The organism is Hydrogenophaga sp. GW101-3F08, assembly GCF_059424585.1.
On the sequence record NZ_JBWKZP010000003.1, the window covers coordinates 322,063 to 336,434 of the forward strand.

Consider the following 14,372-nt stretch of genomic DNA (forward strand, 5'->3'; position numbering starts at 1 on the left):
GGGGCTGGTGATGAAACGTTTGTCGGTGTGACAAACTGTATTCAGCCTGTGTCAATTGGTTAAGTCGGCGCACCACCATTCGGGCTGTAGGAAGTTGCCTGACAAGCCCGGAACTGGCCGGGTTTCACCCCCCAGTTCTCAGCCGGGCAACCGCCACCCGGCCTCAAAACCCTCAGCCGCTCAGGCCTTCGGACCGAAGCGCAGCGCGTCCACGCTGGCGCGTACCACGCCCTGCACGCTGCCGCTCTCGGCGTACTGCTTGCGCAGGTAGATGGCGTGGTTGCCGTCGCGCGCGGCGGTGCGTTCGATCTCGTCGAGCGCGGCCTGCGAGTTCAGCGCATCGGCATGCGGCCCCAGGTGGCGCAGCGTGGCCAGGATGTCCTCGCGGATGCTGATCTGCTCGCGCGTCTTGGGGTTGACCATCATGCCGTCCAGCCCGAAGCGGCAGGCCTGGAAGCGGTTGTAGGTGTAGACGAGGTAGTCGTCCTCTTCGGGCGGCGGCTCGCTGCGCTCCAGCAGATGGCGGCACAGCGCCTGCAGGTAGCAGGCCAGACCGGCGGCACGCTCCACGGTGAGCGGCGTGTCGCACACGCGCAGCTCGATGGTGCCGTACTCGGGCTTGGGCCGGATGTCCCAATAGAAGTCCTTCATGGACTTGACCACGCCGGTGCTCTCCATCTTGGTGAAGTACACGTTGGCGAACTCGTCCCAGCTCAGCGTGAACGGGGCGCGGCCACTCAAAGGGAAGGCGAACACCGAGTTCAGGCGCGCCGAATCGAACAGCGTGTCCACCCCCTGCGAGAACGGCGACGAGGCCGACAGCGCGATGAAGTGCGGCACGTAGCGGTTGAGCGAATGCAGCAGGAACAGCGCCTCGTCGGGCGACGCGCAGCCGATGTGCACGTGCTGGCCGAACACGGTGAACTGCTTGGCGAGGTAGCCGTACAGGCCCGAGAGCTGCTGGAAGCGGGGCTTGGAAAAAATGCGCTGCTCGAACCAGCGCTGGAACGGGTGCGTGCCGCCGCCGGCGATCTCGATGTTGAGCCGGTCGCCGGCGTGCACCAGCGTGTCGCGGATCTGCTGCAACTGCGCCAGCAGCGGGCCGTGTTCGCGCTGCACGTCGGTGGCGATCTCGATCATGCTCTGCGTCATCTCGGGCGTGACCACGCCCGGGAAGGGCTTGCGGCGCAGCAGTTCGAGCAGGTCGTTGGCGCTGCTGGAGAGGTCCATGTCGTAGGTGTTGACGAGCTGCAGTTCCAGCTCCACGCCCATGGTCAGCGAGTCGGAGGCCTTGAAGGTTTCCAGTGGCATGAGAGAGCTCCTATTCCTTGGTCACGTGGGTTTCGTGGGCGGCCAGCAGCGCGCGCTGGGTGACCACGGGGCCGAACAGTTCCAGCACCAGCATCATCCCGGCCATGGACGAGAGCACGTGCGCGGCGGGCTCGAAGCCGTAGAGGCGGCTCTGTTCGAGCAACAGGATGGCGAAGGCCGACATGGGGGTGAGCGCCAGGCCCGTGAGCAGGCCCTTGCGCTCGGTGCTGCCCGACAGGCGCGCCGCCGCCACGCTGCAGCCCACCTTGGTGGCGGTGCGCACCACGATCAGCACCAGCCCGAACAGCATGCCGGTCCCGACGTCGGCCCAGTTCAGCAGCGAGGCGATGTAGACGAACAGGAACACGGTGAGCAGGTCGCCGGCGGTGCCGAAACCGCGCTGCGCGTTGGTCAGGTGCACGCGGCGCTCGCGCGCCACGATGCCGAAGGTGAGCGCGGCCAGCAGGGGTGAGAGCTTCAGGCCATAGGCCATGGTGGTGAGCAGCACCACCGCCAGCGCGAACACCACGGTCACGTCGCGCGCCTGCACGCGCTGGGCGCGCAGCAGCCACGGAGCGGCCACACCGAGCAGCGCGCCCACCGCCACCGAGGTGACCAGCACGTGCACGCTGCCGAACGCCGCCAGCACCAGGTCGCCCGAGGTGCTCAGGTGCCAGTAGCCCACCACCAGATTGAAGGCCAGCACCGACACCAGGCAGTTGATGGCGCACAGGTGCAGCACACGCTCGGTCACCTGGCCGGCGCTGCGCAGGTCGTTGGCCACGCGCACGATGCCCGCCGGCGAGGCCGAGATGGACAGCGAGGCGAAGATGAGGCGGGTGTCGGTGCCCATGTCGAACCAACCGCTGGCCAGGTAGACCGCGGCGAAGGTCAGGGCCGATTCCACCAGGCCGAGCGCCATCACCCAGGGGTTGTGGCGGAACCAGCGCAGGTTGATGCGATAGCCGAGTTCGAACAGCACCAGCGACAGCGCCACGTTGGCCAGGAACGGCAGGCCGGGCACGGCGTCGGTCAGGCCGGGCAGATTGATCAGGCTGCCCAGCAGGCCCACCGCCACGTAGCTCGACACGCGCGGCACCTGCCAGGTTTCGTGCAGCCGCTCCCCCAGAAACCAGGCGATCAGCAGCACCAGCGGCCAGGCCATGGACTGCAACAGAAATGGGAAATCGGTGACCATGGGCAGGTTCTCCTGGATGGGGACAACGTTCCGGATGGCGGGTGTAACACACCCCGTCGGCCATCGGGCGAGTGGGTCGCAGCAGCGTGCGACGGTTGAAACAGTTCGCCGCCTGAAAGAACGCCCGGGAACCGGGCCTCAGGGAGCGCCGAGTGACGGCTGCAACCGGAACCGCTCTTGCAGCAGCCGTGCATCGTCAAAATGCCGCCGTCCGACAAAGGCCGTCGGCTGGCGGCCCCATTGTCGCATCGCACCCGGACTCTCGATACCCATGGGCCAGAACAGGAGGCGTTCGCCGCGCTCGGTGCCGGGCATGATGCCATGCGGCCAGAACGCGCTGCGGCGCCGGCCGTCGGCGCCGGGCAGGCTGCGCAGGCCATCTTCATCGGACAAGGTGTAGGTCTGGGCCGGGGCCGTGCCATCGGCCGCTGCGTTGGCCGCGGGTTCGGGCGCGACGCCCACCACCATGTGGCTGCCCGACTCAATCACCACCCGCAGCCGTTCGCCCACGCGCATCGCCGGCAGCGTGGTGGGCACGAAGGCCCACTCGCTGCCCGCATCGGGCGCCGGCCGGGGCACGAGCGCGGGCGTGGGCACGAACAGGTGGTAACAACCGCAGGCGTGGATGCTGTCGAACAGCCACACGCGGCCGTCCGGTGCCAGGGTCAGGCGCATCACCACCGCGTCCACGGCGCCGGCGAGCAGGTCCAGCGCGCCCTCAGGCGGGCGCTGCGGAAACCACACGCTGTAGACCAGCTGCAGCAGGGTCTGCTCGCCGAACCGCGTGTGGGCCAGGCGCTGGTACACCACGGGCTGGCTGGCGTCCACCTGGGGCGCCGGGCCATCGCCCCAGTGCAGGCGGCCCAACCGGTCGTGCGCGCCCCGGTTCTGGATCACCAGCACCGGGGCATGGGCCTGCAGCAGCTGCTGCGCGGTGGCCGCATCGGGCGTCGGGATGCCCAGCGCATCGTGGGGCACGGCACTGAGCAGGGCCGCGACTTCGGCGCCACCGGGCGACCCCGATGCGGTGGCCGGCACATGGCGCTGCCAGCCCGCAGTGGTATCGATTCGCGCGGGTGTGTGAGCAAAGGTAGCGCTCCAACGCTGCTGCCAGCGCTCGACGCCGGCAAAAAACGGCCCCCGGGTCAGCGGGTACAGCCCCAGTGCCCGCCGCCAATCGCTGTAGTCGTCGGGCACCTGCGCACGCTGCGCCAGGGTGCTCCTGAGCGCCGGGTGGGCCACCACCTCGGCCCACAGCGTGTCGGCGCAACGCTGCGTGCGCGCGCCGGCGCTGGCCACGTCCGGCACGCCCAATTCGGCCAGCGCCGCGGCGCGCAGGTGGGCGCTCTCGAACGCCCGCGCCTGCGCGTCCAGCGCCCGCAGGCGCACGCCCCAGGCCTGGAAAGCCGCGTCGCTGCGCGTGGCTTCGTCACCAAACGAGGCGAGCAGGCGGTCGGTGCGCAGAAACGGGAAGCCCGCGATGCGCGCCGCGCCACCGTCGCGCACATGGTGGGCATCGGTCACCGCGTCCAGGCGCTCGAACCATTGCAGACACTGCTGCGCGGCAGGGTCCGAGGGCAACAACACCGGTGGCCCGGCGCCGTCCATCACCGCACAGCCACCCAGCCCCAACGACATCGCCAGCCCCACGGCGAAGCGGCTCAGGCGGGCGGGCAACCACAAGACAGGCAGAGCAAGCATGGCGCCATGGTAGCCCGGGGGCCAGCGGCGGTGCACATGGCTGGTTACATCCGCGCCTCGGCGATGTGGGTACCATCCGCCATGCTGAAAAAACCCTTGCACACCCTGACCCTCACCCTGGCCCTGTTGATCGCCGCCACCGGCGCCAGCGCCCAGACCCCGGCCCCGGCCGCCAAGAAAGAGCTGGTGGCCCGCCTGCTCAAGCTGCAACAACCGGGTATCGAAGCCCTGGCGCGCGCCATGGCCGAACAGCCCGCGGCCCAGTTGCTCGACCGCGCCGACGTCATCCTGCCCAACGCGGTGAGCGCCGACCGGCGCGAGACCGTGGCCAAGGAGATCCAGGCCGACACCGCCAAATACCTGAACGAGACCGTGCCGCTGGTGACCACCCGCGCCGTCAAGCTCGCGCCCACCACGGTCGGCAGCCTGCTGGAAGAGAAGTTCAGCGAAGCCGAACTGCTCCAGATCGTGACCCTGCTGGAGTCGCCGGTCTACGCCAAATACATGCAGCTCACGGGCAGCATGCAGAAGGCCCTGCAGGAAAAGCTGCTGGCCGACACGCGCGGTACCGTCGAACCCAAGCTCAAGCAGCTCGAACAATCGATCAGCAAGCGCCTGGGTGGCCCCGCCACACCCGCCACCGCGCCGGCCAAGCCCGCCGGCAAATAGTCAAGCCTGCAAGCCACCCAGGAACCGTTCGCTCAGGGCCTGCAGGCCGAGTTCTTCGAGCACCTGCTGCAGGCGCTCGCGGGCCCGGGCCTGTTGCGCGGCGTGGTCCGGCCCGGCCTTGCGGGCCAGGATCAGTTCGTTCTTCATGGAGTGTTCCCAGCCCACCAGCTCGGTCACGGTGACGCCGTAGCCATGGGCTTCGAGCTGCAGGCAGCGCAGCACGTTGGTGATCTGGCTGCCGAACTCGCGCGTGTGCAGCGGGTGGCGCCACAGTTCGGCCAGCGGCGTGCGTGCCAGGTTCAGCGCCTTGTTGCTGCGCATCACGCCCGCCACCTCGGCCTGGCAACACGGCACCAGCACCATGAAGCGCGCCTGCTTGGCCAGACCAAAGGCGATGGCATCGTCGGTGGCGGTGTCGCAGGCGTGCAGCGCGGTCACCACGTCGATGCGCGGCGGCAGCTCGGGGTGGCTCAGCGCCTGCTGCACCGTGGTGGCCAGGAAGGCCATGCGCTCGAAACCCAGCCGGGTCGCGAGCGCCTGCGACTTTTCCACCAGCTCGGCGCGCGATTCCACGCCATACACGTGGCCCACCGGCTTGTCCTTGAAGAACAGGTCGTAGAGGATGAAGCCCAGGTAGGACTTACCCGCGCCGTGGTCGGCCAGGGTCACGTCGCCGCGCTCCTTCAGCACCTCGGCCAGCAGCGGTTCGATGAACTGCACCAGGTGGTAGACCTGCTTGAGCTTGCGCCGGGTGTCCTGGTTGAGCTTGCCCTCGCGGGTGAGGATGTGCAGCTCCTTGAGCAGCTCCACCGACTGGCCCGGCCGCAGCTCGGGCAGCTGCTCCTCCAGGGTCTGGGGCGGGCGTTTTTTCAGGGCGGCTTTGGACATGCGCCGATCATAGGCGAGGGCTATGGCGGCGCCCACCCGGCGCGGCGACAATCGCCCATGACCTCCGATGCCCCCCACCTCCACCCCTACACCGCCCTCACCCCCGACGTGGTGCAGGACGCGCTGGGCCAGATCGGCCTGTGGGGCGACGGGCGCATGGCCGCGCTCAACAGCTTCGAGAACCGGGTCTACCAGATCCATCTGGAAACGCCGCACGAGGGGCACGAGCAGGTGGTCGCCAAGTTCTACCGCCCCGAGCGCTGGAGCGACGAACAGATCGCCGAAGAGCACGCCTTCGCGGCCGAACTGGTGGCGGCCGAAATCCCCGTGGTGCCGCCGCTGGTGGTCCAGGGGGCCACGCTGCACCACTTCGGCGGCTTCGCCTTTGCCGTGAGCCCGCGCCGCGGCGGGCGCCGGCCCGAGCTGGACGACTTCGAGGTGCTCGAATGGATCGGCCGCTTTCTGGCGCGCATCCACACGGTGGGCGCATCGCGCCCGTTCGTCTGCCGCCCGGCGCTCGACGCCACCACCTTCGCGCACGAGCCGCGCGACTGGCTGCTGCAACACGACGCCATCGCGCCCGAGGTGCGCACCGCCTGGACCGAGGCCCTGCAAGAAGCCTTGGCGCTGATCGAGGCGCACCCGGCGCTGCTTCCGCAGGCGCCCGGCGCGGCCACGGAGGAAGCAAACGACGGCGGCATCGCCCGCATCCGGCTGCACGGCGACTGCCACCCCGGCAACATCCTCTGGACCCCCGAAGGCCAGCCCGGCGCCGGCCCGCATTTCGTGGACCTGGACGACGCGCGCACCGGCCCGGCGGTGCAGGACCTGTGGATGCTGCTCAGCGGCGACCGGCGCCAGCAAACGCAGCAACTCGGCGCGCTGATCGACGGCTACGAACAGTTCCGCCCTTTCGACCGGCGCGAACTCGCGCTGATCGAACCGCTGCGCACCCTGCGCCTGATCCACTACAGCGCCTGGCTGGCGCGCCGCTGGCAGGACCCGGCCTTCCCGGTCAACTTCCCCTGGTTCGGCAGCCGCGACTACTGGCAAAGCCAGGTCGACATGCTGGTCGAGCAGATCGAGGAAATGCAGGGCGCTCCCTTGATGGTGTAGAGGAGTGCCCACCCCCGCGGCGCTTCGCGCCCCCCCTCAAGGGGCGCCAGCAGCGGCCCGGCAAAGTCGGTTCCGCGCTGGCCCCGGCTGGACCACTTCGCGCGTCACGTGTCGCGCTCCGCGATGACCCTGTATTTAAAAAGGTTTTTAGCAATTCAATTGCACACAATTTAATTGCCATCTACAGTTCACCCCATGGCAACACCCGCTCTCAACACCGATCAGGCCTTGCGGCTGGACAACCAGCTCTGCTTTGCGCTGTACTCCGCGTCGCTGGCCATGACCAAGCTGTACAAGCCCCTGCTCGACGAGCTGGGCCTGACCTACCCGCAGTACCTCGCCCTGCTGGCGCTGTGGGAACAGGATGGTCCGACCGTCTCCGAGCTCGGCGAGCGGCTCTACCTCGACTCGGGCACCCTCACCCCGCTGCTCAAGCGCATGGAGTCGGCCGGTCTGGTCTCCCGGCTGCGCGATGCGCAGGACGAGCGCCGGGTGCTGATCCGCCTCACCGCCGCCGGCCGCAAGCTCAAGGCCCGCGCCGCCCGCCTGCCGGGCTGCGTGCTGCAGGCCACGCAATGCGAAGTGGCCGACGCCATGGCATTGACCCACCAGATCCAGGCGCTGCGCAACCGGCTCGTCGCCTAAACACCTCTTTTTCACCCCGCTTCGCTGAAGCAACCACCCTCAAAGGAACCACCATGGCAACCTCCCTCGACAAAGTGATCTACACCGCCCGCGCCCACACCACCGGCGGCCGCGAAGGCAGCTCGCGCACCGACGACGGCCTGCTCGACATCAAGCTGTCCCCGCCCAAGGCCATGGGTGGAGCCGGCAATGCGACCAACCCCGAACAGCTGTTCGCCGCGGGTTATTCGGCCTGCTTCATGGGCGCGCTCAAGCACGTGGCGGGCATGAAGAAAGTGGCCGTTCCGGCCGACGCGTCGATCGACGCCGAAGTGGACATTGGCCCGATCCCGGCCGGCTTCGGCATCGCCGCGCGCCTGACCGTGAGCCTGCCCGGCATGGACCGCGCCGTGGCGCAAGACCTGCTGGACACCGCGCACCAGGTGTGCCCGTACTCCAACGCCACGCGCGGCAACATTGACGTGACGATCGCTCTGGCCGCCTGATCGCCTCCCCGGGTCATGGCAGCGGGTGGCGCCCTTTGGGGGTCACCCGCCCGCTGCGGCCCGGAACTCAGGCGTGACCGCCCACGCGCTCCATCGCGTCGGCCAGCCAGTCAACAGGCGGCGTCTCGGCGCTCGCGGGTTTCACGCGCCAGGCGCCGTCCACCGCTTCGATCTGCGCGCCCCCGCCCTGCCAGAGCAACCAAGCCAGCCAGGCACATTGCGCCTCGCTGGCGGCAGCGCCGGCCGGTGCCGACAGCAGTGCCGTCAAGGGCACCGCGTCGTTCAGCCGCACGCTGTCGTCCTGCACCTCCCCCCCCACCGCCTGCGCCAGCGCGGACAGCGCCGTGGCGCCGTCGCTCCGTGGACCGAAACGCTCCTGCCACAGCCGCAGCTGCGCGGCGATCGACGCGCCGCGCCGCGCCTCGGCCTGCAACAGGTCGGCGTGGTCCCAGTGGTTCCAGTCGAGTGCGGGTGCTGTGCAGCCCGCGGCCAGCGCGGTCTGGGCAAAGCGGTACAGGGCCGGCTCGGCCCCCTCGCCGTGCACGGCCGCGCCCACCATCAGCAGCGCGGCCAGGCGGTTGCCCAGCAGCTGGCCTTGCTGCGCGAGCAGCTTGTCGCGCAGCAGGCCGTCGCGCTCGCCGCGCAAGTCCGCCAGCTCCAGCGCGTTGCGCAGGTCGGCCCGCAGACTGTCCAGTTCCCAGGGTTTGCTGATGTAGCGGTAGATCTCGCCGGTGTTGATCGCCTCGATGGCCTCGCCCAGCTCGGAGTACGCGGTGGTCAACATGCGCACGATGCCGGGGTAGTACTCGCGGGCGTGGCGCAGCAGTTCGTTGCCTCGCTCGCCCGGCATGCGTTGGTCGCACACCAGCACGGCGATCTCGTCGCCGTGGTCGCGCAACATCGCGCGCCCCTCTTCCACCGAGCCGGCGGTGAGCACCGGTGCGAGCGGGCCGACCAGGCGCTCGAAATACTTCAAGGCCATCGCCTCGTCGTCGACATACAGGATCTTGGTGGGCTTCATGGAGCCTCCTCGGGTTTGAAGTCGTCGGTGGATGGGAAATACAGCGTCACCGCCGTGCCCTGACCCGGTTCGGACCGCACGTCGATGGAGCCACCCAGGGTGGTCATCACACGCCGGCAGAACAGCAGGCCCATGCCGCTGCCGCCCGCATCGGCCCGCGTGGTCACGGGCTCCCGGGTCAGGCGCTGCAACACATCGGGCGGCACGCCCGGGCCGTTGTCGCTCACGCAGATGGCGGCCTGCTCGGGCAGGCCCGGCGCGGGCACCGCCCGCAGCAGCGCGATGAGCACCCCGGGCTGCGCGGGCAAGTCCGAGCGCAGCGCCAGCAGCGCGTTCTTCACCAGGGTGCACAGCACCAGGTAGAGCAGGTCACGACGGCCCGGCAGGCGGAAATCGGCCGCCAGGTCGCAGGTCAGCCACTGCGCCTCGTCGCCGTCGAACGGGTATTCGTCGCGCACGGCCCCCACCAGATCGCTGGCAAGCAGGCTCTCGGAGGCCTCTCGGCGGTAGGCGTCGCGCGCGGTCAGCACAAAGGTGGACACCAGGGACTGCGCGTAATCGGCACGGCGCTGCGCCGCCTCGATCATCTTGAGCACTTCACCGGGCTTTTGCTGCGCGATGTGCGCCATGCCGGCCTCGCCCTCGGGCAGGTCGCGGTGGCGCTCGCGCATCGCCGCGAGGTAGCCGCGCACCGTCGCCAGCGGCGTGGTGACTTCGTGCGCCAGGAAGCCCAGGGTCTCGCGCAGGGTGGCCGCGCGGCGCTCGATCAGCGCGTGCTCGCGCGCGCGCCGCACGCTGGAGGCCAGCGCCTCGCGCAGCACCTGGCGCGTCAGGGCCTCGTCCAGCGGCTTTTCCAGGATCGCCTCCACATGCCCCTGGTTGACCGCGGACATGGCAACGTCCTTGTCCGCGTAGGCCGACACCAGCAGCCGCGCCACGTGGGGAAAGCGCTGCCGAACCTCGCTGAGCAGGGTCACGCCGTCGCGCACCGGCATGGCGTAGTCGGTGAGCAGCACGGCCACCTCGTGCCCGCGCTGCTCCAGCAGGGCCAGCGCTTCGTCCACGCTGCCGGCCGTGAGGACGGTGAACTCGTCGCCGTACATGCGCGCAAACCATTTGCAGGCCTGCGGCTCGTCGTCCACCATCAGGATGGCGTGCGTGCCCATCTGTGCGGGCGAACTGCCTGCGGGGTTGGAGTTCATGCGGGTGGCCTCGGTAAATCAAAGACAAATTCGGTCCAGGCACCCGGCTCGCTCTCGACCATCAGGGTGCCTCCATGGCGCTGCACGATGCCGTAGCTCATGCTCAGGCCCAACCCCAGGCCGGCGCCCACGTCGCGGGTGGTGAAGAAGGGCTCGAACACGCGTCCGATGTTGGCCGGTTCGATGCCCAGGCCGTTGTCGCGCACCGACACCCACAGGCGCCCCTCGCGCGCCTGCACGCGCAGCGCGATCTGCGGTTGCTCGCGCTGGGCCTTCTGCACCGCGTGCGCGGCGTTGCTCAGCAGGTTGATCAGCACGCCGATGATGGCCGGCTCGTCCCCCAGCACGTGCGTGTCCTGCGGCATCTCGACCGACACGTCGATGCCCTTGAGCTCGTAGCCGGCCAGCCGCAGCGCCGAGCGGATGGCGTTTTCCAGCAGGAAGGGGCGCTGGCTGTTTTCACCGGGTTTCTGGTAGGCGAAGGTCTTCAAGTCGGAGACGATGTTCTGGATGCGCTGCATGCCCTCGCGGGCGTCCTGCAAGCTTTCCTTGAGCATGGCATCGGCGGCGGCGACCGGCATGGCCAGCCCCATGTTGATCGCCATGAGGCTGTAGTTCACCGGGTTGTTCAGCTCGTGCAGCAGACCGGCCGAGAGCGTGCCGATGGCGGCCATTTTTTCGCGCTGGATCAACTGGCCCTTGAGTTCGGCCAAGGTGCGATTGGTCTCCATCAAGACCTTGTTCTGGTCGGCGACCTCGCGGCGCAGCGCGAACAGGCTGAATCGACCGCGCTCGTTGAAATACGTGCAGAAGGAACTCAGGACAGCCGCTGTGAGGAGAAACAACGAGTAACCGATAAATCGGTACGCGTCCTGGATGCCGCCCGGATGCAACACGCAGGCGGCAACGTATATCGCCAGCGTGCCAAGTCCGAACGCCAGGCTTTCGAAAAAACGCACCGGCAGGATGATGCCTGTGGCATAGAGCGCCAGGTGCAGACCCACGAAGTAGATCGACCGATCACCTTCCGTGCGCCAGATCATCCAGCTGATCATCAACTGCGGCATCGAAAGCCAGAGCATTGTGAGCGGACTGACCCAGGCAGCGCCTACGCGCGACCGCAATACCAAGTAGACCAGAAGGATTGCCAGCGCAGTCCCGATACGCACCGGCGCCAGCACCACAAATAACTCGTTGTATAGCGAGAAATCGAGTCCCAAGCCGAGCACGATCAGCAGCGAGGCCACCAGCGCGGTGCCCTTGGAATACGCCCGACGATACTCGTTTTGCTCCGCGTGGTAGGGCGACAATCCAGGTACCTGGAACTGCGAAAAGCTGAGCATCATCGGGCCCTCATATCGTTGGGACGCGGAACTCGGCGAAGACGTTGAGACCCGTGGCGTCTGTGTAGATCGAAGTGTCCTGCCGCTCCGGCGGCAGGACAGACTCCAGCCCCACCTCGTCGCGGTAGATCAAGTGCCATTCCAGCAGATGCTCCATGAGAGTCTTCTGCAAATTGTTCGAATGCACGTTGGTCACGAGAACCCGCCCTCCGGCTTGCGCGCGCGAAACGAAATACCGCAGCAGTCGAGAGCAGACCTTGTCCGAAAGATAGTCAAACAGGCCCGCGCAGTACACGAAATCGAGGGATTCGCTTTCGGGAACAGGCGCCTGCCGGCTGGTGCGCTTCAGCAGGTCGTGCACGGACTCTTTGACGAACTCGACCTGCACCCGTCGGCCAGTCTCGCGAGCAGCCTCGGCGATCTTGCTCCGCGTGTACTCGATCGTCGGTTCGCTGAAGTCCATCAGCGTGAAGGCAATGCTGTCCGGATTTTCGTCCTGGGCGATGAAGCGTCGAATCTCCACGGCCGGGCCGCAACCCACATTCAGCACGCGTGCCTGGCGGCCTTCGCGCCGCGCTTGCTGGGCGACTCGCAACAGCGACTCGACCAGAATATCGATGCGGTTGCGATGTGCCTGGGCGACACCTGCCTTCAGAAATGCGGCGTTGACGATCTGGAAGTAGGTGTTGGGGCCCTGGCGCGGGTCACCCAGGATCTGATTGACCATTTCGTAGTCGCCCGCATAACCCAGCGGCTTGGTGAAGGTGCGGTAGACGAAGGGCGCACGCAGCATCAAGGGGTGCAGCGAGGTCTGTGCGAAGTTGCGGTGTGCCACGGAGTCCTCCAGTGGCACGCGCGGGCCTTCGTCTTCGAGCCAGACCAGGTACTCCGCGCTCTTCTCCATGATGGGCGCGGACAGCTCGTCGAACACATCCGCGCGGATACGGCCATCGGCCTCGCGGGGCAGGAAGGATGACAAGTCGGCCTGATCCGCCCAGCGTGCGGTGTCAGCCAGAAAGGCACGAAATTCGCTGATCATGACCTGGTAGCTCTGCCTGATCCTGAAGCGTCCCTCCCAGTCGGACACGAAACGCTCCGCCTCGCCGCGCACTTGGTGAATGTCGCCGCGAATGGCGTTGAGGTCGGACCATTCATCGATCAACGCCACCGACACCACCGCCATCAGACCGGTGTTGAGCAGGCTGACCACGACCGCCTTGCCGTCGTAAATGATGCGTTCACCCGACCGGATGGTCAGTGCCGACAACACCTCACTGACCTGCACGATGGAGTAAGGGTTGTAGATCTCCATCACCAGCGAACGCCGCTGCAGGCTGGTCAGGGAACCGCGCGCGCTCTCGCCCTGGCTGTTGCGGAAGGTGACGACGTTATCGAAGGGGCGCTGTAGGTACACGTTGAGACCGTTTGATCAGGTGGAGAGACGGCGCCGGAACCCCGTCCCTGAAAGGACTCCCCGATGCCCAGTGTAGTCATCTCACACGACGCCATGTGTTACCCCCCTCCAATGGCCACCGGTGGCTCGGGCCTTGGGCCCGGACATGCCGCGCGCCACCGCGCCAACCCCTTCGATCCCATGAAAAAACCCATGCAGCCCGCCTGGGGCATGCATGGGCATGGAGCCGCGCCGCTGTCAGCCGGCGCTCGACCTATCAGGTCAGGGCAGCCGGCTGACTTCGGCCTGGCCCCGCATGTAACGCCCCAGGACCCCGACCAGCACGGTCAGGCCATCGCCCAGCAGCGAGGTAAGCCGCATGCTGACCGCCAGCCCCGTCGCCACGGGGGCGCCCGTGAGCGGGGTGAGCAGGACCACCATCATGGCCTCGCGCACCCCCAGGCCACCGGGCGCGCCGGGCACGACGTACCCGGCCACCCAGGCGCTGCTGAACAGCAAGGTGATGCTGAGCCACTCCACCGGCGGCGTGGAAAAGAACACTTCCGACTGCAGTTTCAGCACGTACCCGAGCAGCATGAAGTTGACCAGGATCAGCAAGGACACCAGGAGGGAGGTTTTCAGGCGGGGCGGCCGCAGCAGTTGCCCGCCGCCGACCTTGCGGCTCAACTGCGGCAACACGGCGTTCAGGACCTTGATGCTCAGCCAGGGCAGCACCAGCGCCAGCAGGAGCAGCCAGCCGGCCTGCTGGCCAAACCGGGGGTTCACCGAATGCACGGTGACCAGGTCCCACAGCACCCAGGTCGACAGCAAGGCCAGCGACAGGCTGATCACCAGGTTCCAGATGCCTTCGAACACCGCCGTGCCCACCGCCACCCCGACCGGAATCCCGGTGGACTTGGCCAGCACGCCGCGCCCCAGAAACTGGCCGACGTTGCCCGGCAGGTACTTGCCCAGCTGCGAAATGAAGAACACCTGCACCGCCAGCCGCATGGGAACCCGGTAGCCCTGGTCGGACATCAGCAGGCGCCAGACGTGGGTGCCCAGAAAATGCGTCACCACCACCGCCACCGTGCTCAGCACGGTCACGGCCAGGGTCTGGACGTTGAACGCGATGGGCGGCAGGTTCGCGACATGGGTCTTGATGGCCAGCACGAAATACACGCACGAGGCCAGCACGGCCGCGTACATGAGTGCCTTGAACAGGGTTTTTGCGTGCTTCATTCGCGGGGTTTCGGTCTGATGATCGGGAAACGGGAGCCCACCGGGCGCGGATCGCGTGCCGGGGTGCCGGGCGCCAGCCAGACGCGAGGGCCTCTGCGCCGCCGGCCTGCCGATGGTAAGCGACCGGTCACCGCCGCCTGGCACGCCCGATCCGCCAT

13 protein-coding genes are annotated in these 14,372 nt (G+C 67.9%); 4 read left to right on the plus strand and 9 right to left on the minus strand.

Annotated elements, in window-relative coordinates; translation table 11 throughout:
- Positions 1 to 180: 180 nt before the first annotated feature.
- The 3 genes from AC07YZ_RS10970 to AC07YZ_RS10980 form a co-directional block, all read right to left on the minus strand.
- A complete protein-coding gene (locus AC07YZ_RS10970) occupies positions 181 to 1,311 on the minus strand; it encodes a YbdK family carboxylate-amine ligase (RefSeq protein ID WP_226491372.1) in 1,131 nt (376 codons plus the stop codon).
- A gap of 10 nt (positions 1,312 to 1,321) precedes the next feature.
- Positions 1,322 to 2,509 carry a cation:proton antiporter gene (locus AC07YZ_RS10975; protein ID WP_226491371.1) on the minus strand — a complete coding sequence of 396 codons (1,188 nt, stop codon included), beginning with the start codon at positions 2,507 to 2,509 and terminating at the stop codon, positions 1,322 to 1,324.
- 138 nt (positions 2,510 to 2,647) lie between these two features.
- A complete protein-coding gene (locus AC07YZ_RS10980) occupies positions 2,648 to 4,210 on the minus strand; it encodes a hypothetical protein (protein ID WP_494794756.1) in 1,563 nt (520 codons plus the stop codon).
- A 36-nt stretch (positions 4,211 to 4,246) separates the two neighbouring features.
- Between AC07YZ_RS10980 and AC07YZ_RS10985 the strand changes: the two genes are divergently transcribed.
- Positions 4,247 to 4,879, plus strand: coding sequence for a hypothetical protein (locus tag AC07YZ_RS10985; RefSeq protein WP_494794757.1), 633 nt, complete (start codon positions 4,247 to 4,249; stop codon positions 4,877 to 4,879).
- On the opposite strand, the gene AC07YZ_RS10990 is transcribed toward AC07YZ_RS10985, so the two are convergent.
- Positions 4,880 to 5,767 (minus strand): class I SAM-dependent methyltransferase, encoded by an 888-nt coding sequence (locus AC07YZ_RS10990; RefSeq protein ID WP_494794758.1) that lies wholly within the window; start codon positions 5,765 to 5,767, stop codon positions 4,880 to 4,882.
- Positions 5,768 to 5,824: 57 nt separating this feature from the next.
- Between AC07YZ_RS10990 and AC07YZ_RS10995 the strand changes: the two genes are divergently transcribed.
- The 3 genes from AC07YZ_RS10995 (at position 5,825) to AC07YZ_RS11005 (ending at position 8,013) form a co-directional block, all read left to right on the plus strand.
- Positions 5,825 to 6,883, plus strand: a complete 1,059-nt coding sequence (locus tag AC07YZ_RS10995) for a serine/threonine protein kinase (RefSeq protein ID WP_226491367.1) — start codon at positions 5,825 to 5,827, stop codon at positions 6,881 to 6,883.
- 195 nt (positions 6,884 to 7,078) lie between these two features.
- Entirely contained in the window at positions 7,079 to 7,528 is a 450-nt protein-coding gene (locus AC07YZ_RS11000; protein ID WP_494794759.1) for a MarR family winged helix-turn-helix transcriptional regulator, read from the plus strand.
- 53 nt (positions 7,529 to 7,581) lie between these two features.
- A complete protein-coding gene (locus AC07YZ_RS11005) occupies positions 7,582 to 8,013 on the plus strand; it encodes an organic hydroperoxide resistance protein (RefSeq protein WP_226491365.1) in 432 nt (143 codons plus the stop codon).
- A 67-nt stretch (positions 8,014 to 8,080) separates the two neighbouring features.
- On the opposite strand, the gene AC07YZ_RS11010 is transcribed toward AC07YZ_RS11005, so the two are convergent.
- From AC07YZ_RS11010 to AC07YZ_RS11030, 5 genes are all read right to left on the minus strand, one after another.
- Positions 8,081 to 9,034, minus strand: coding sequence for a response regulator (locus tag AC07YZ_RS11010; RefSeq protein WP_494794760.1), 954 nt, complete (start codon positions 9,032 to 9,034; stop codon positions 8,081 to 8,083).
- Positions 9,031 to 10,236, minus strand: coding sequence for a hybrid sensor histidine kinase/response regulator (locus AC07YZ_RS11015; RefSeq protein WP_494794761.1), 1,206 nt, complete (start codon positions 10,234 to 10,236; stop codon positions 9,031 to 9,033). Before AC07YZ_RS11015 ends, AC07YZ_RS11010 begins: the two co-directional genes overlap by 4 nt.
- Complete coding sequence (locus AC07YZ_RS11020; RefSeq protein ID WP_413465715.1) at positions 10,233 to 11,582, minus strand: sensor histidine kinase; 1,350 nt, start codon at positions 11,580 to 11,582, stop codon at positions 10,233 to 10,235. The genes AC07YZ_RS11015 and AC07YZ_RS11020 overlap by 4 nt, the downstream gene beginning before the upstream one ends.
- Positions 11,583 to 11,589: 7 nt before the next feature.
- Entirely contained in the window at positions 11,590 to 12,993 is a 1,404-nt protein-coding gene (locus AC07YZ_RS11025; RefSeq protein ID WP_226491362.1) for a methyltransferase domain-containing protein, read from the minus strand.
- A 261-nt stretch (positions 12,994 to 13,254) separates the two neighbouring features.
- Positions 13,255 to 14,214 (minus strand): lysylphosphatidylglycerol synthase domain-containing protein, encoded by a 960-nt coding sequence (locus tag AC07YZ_RS11030; RefSeq protein WP_494794762.1) that lies wholly within the window; start codon positions 14,212 to 14,214, stop codon positions 13,255 to 13,257.
- Positions 14,215 to 14,372: the final 158 nt, after the last annotated feature.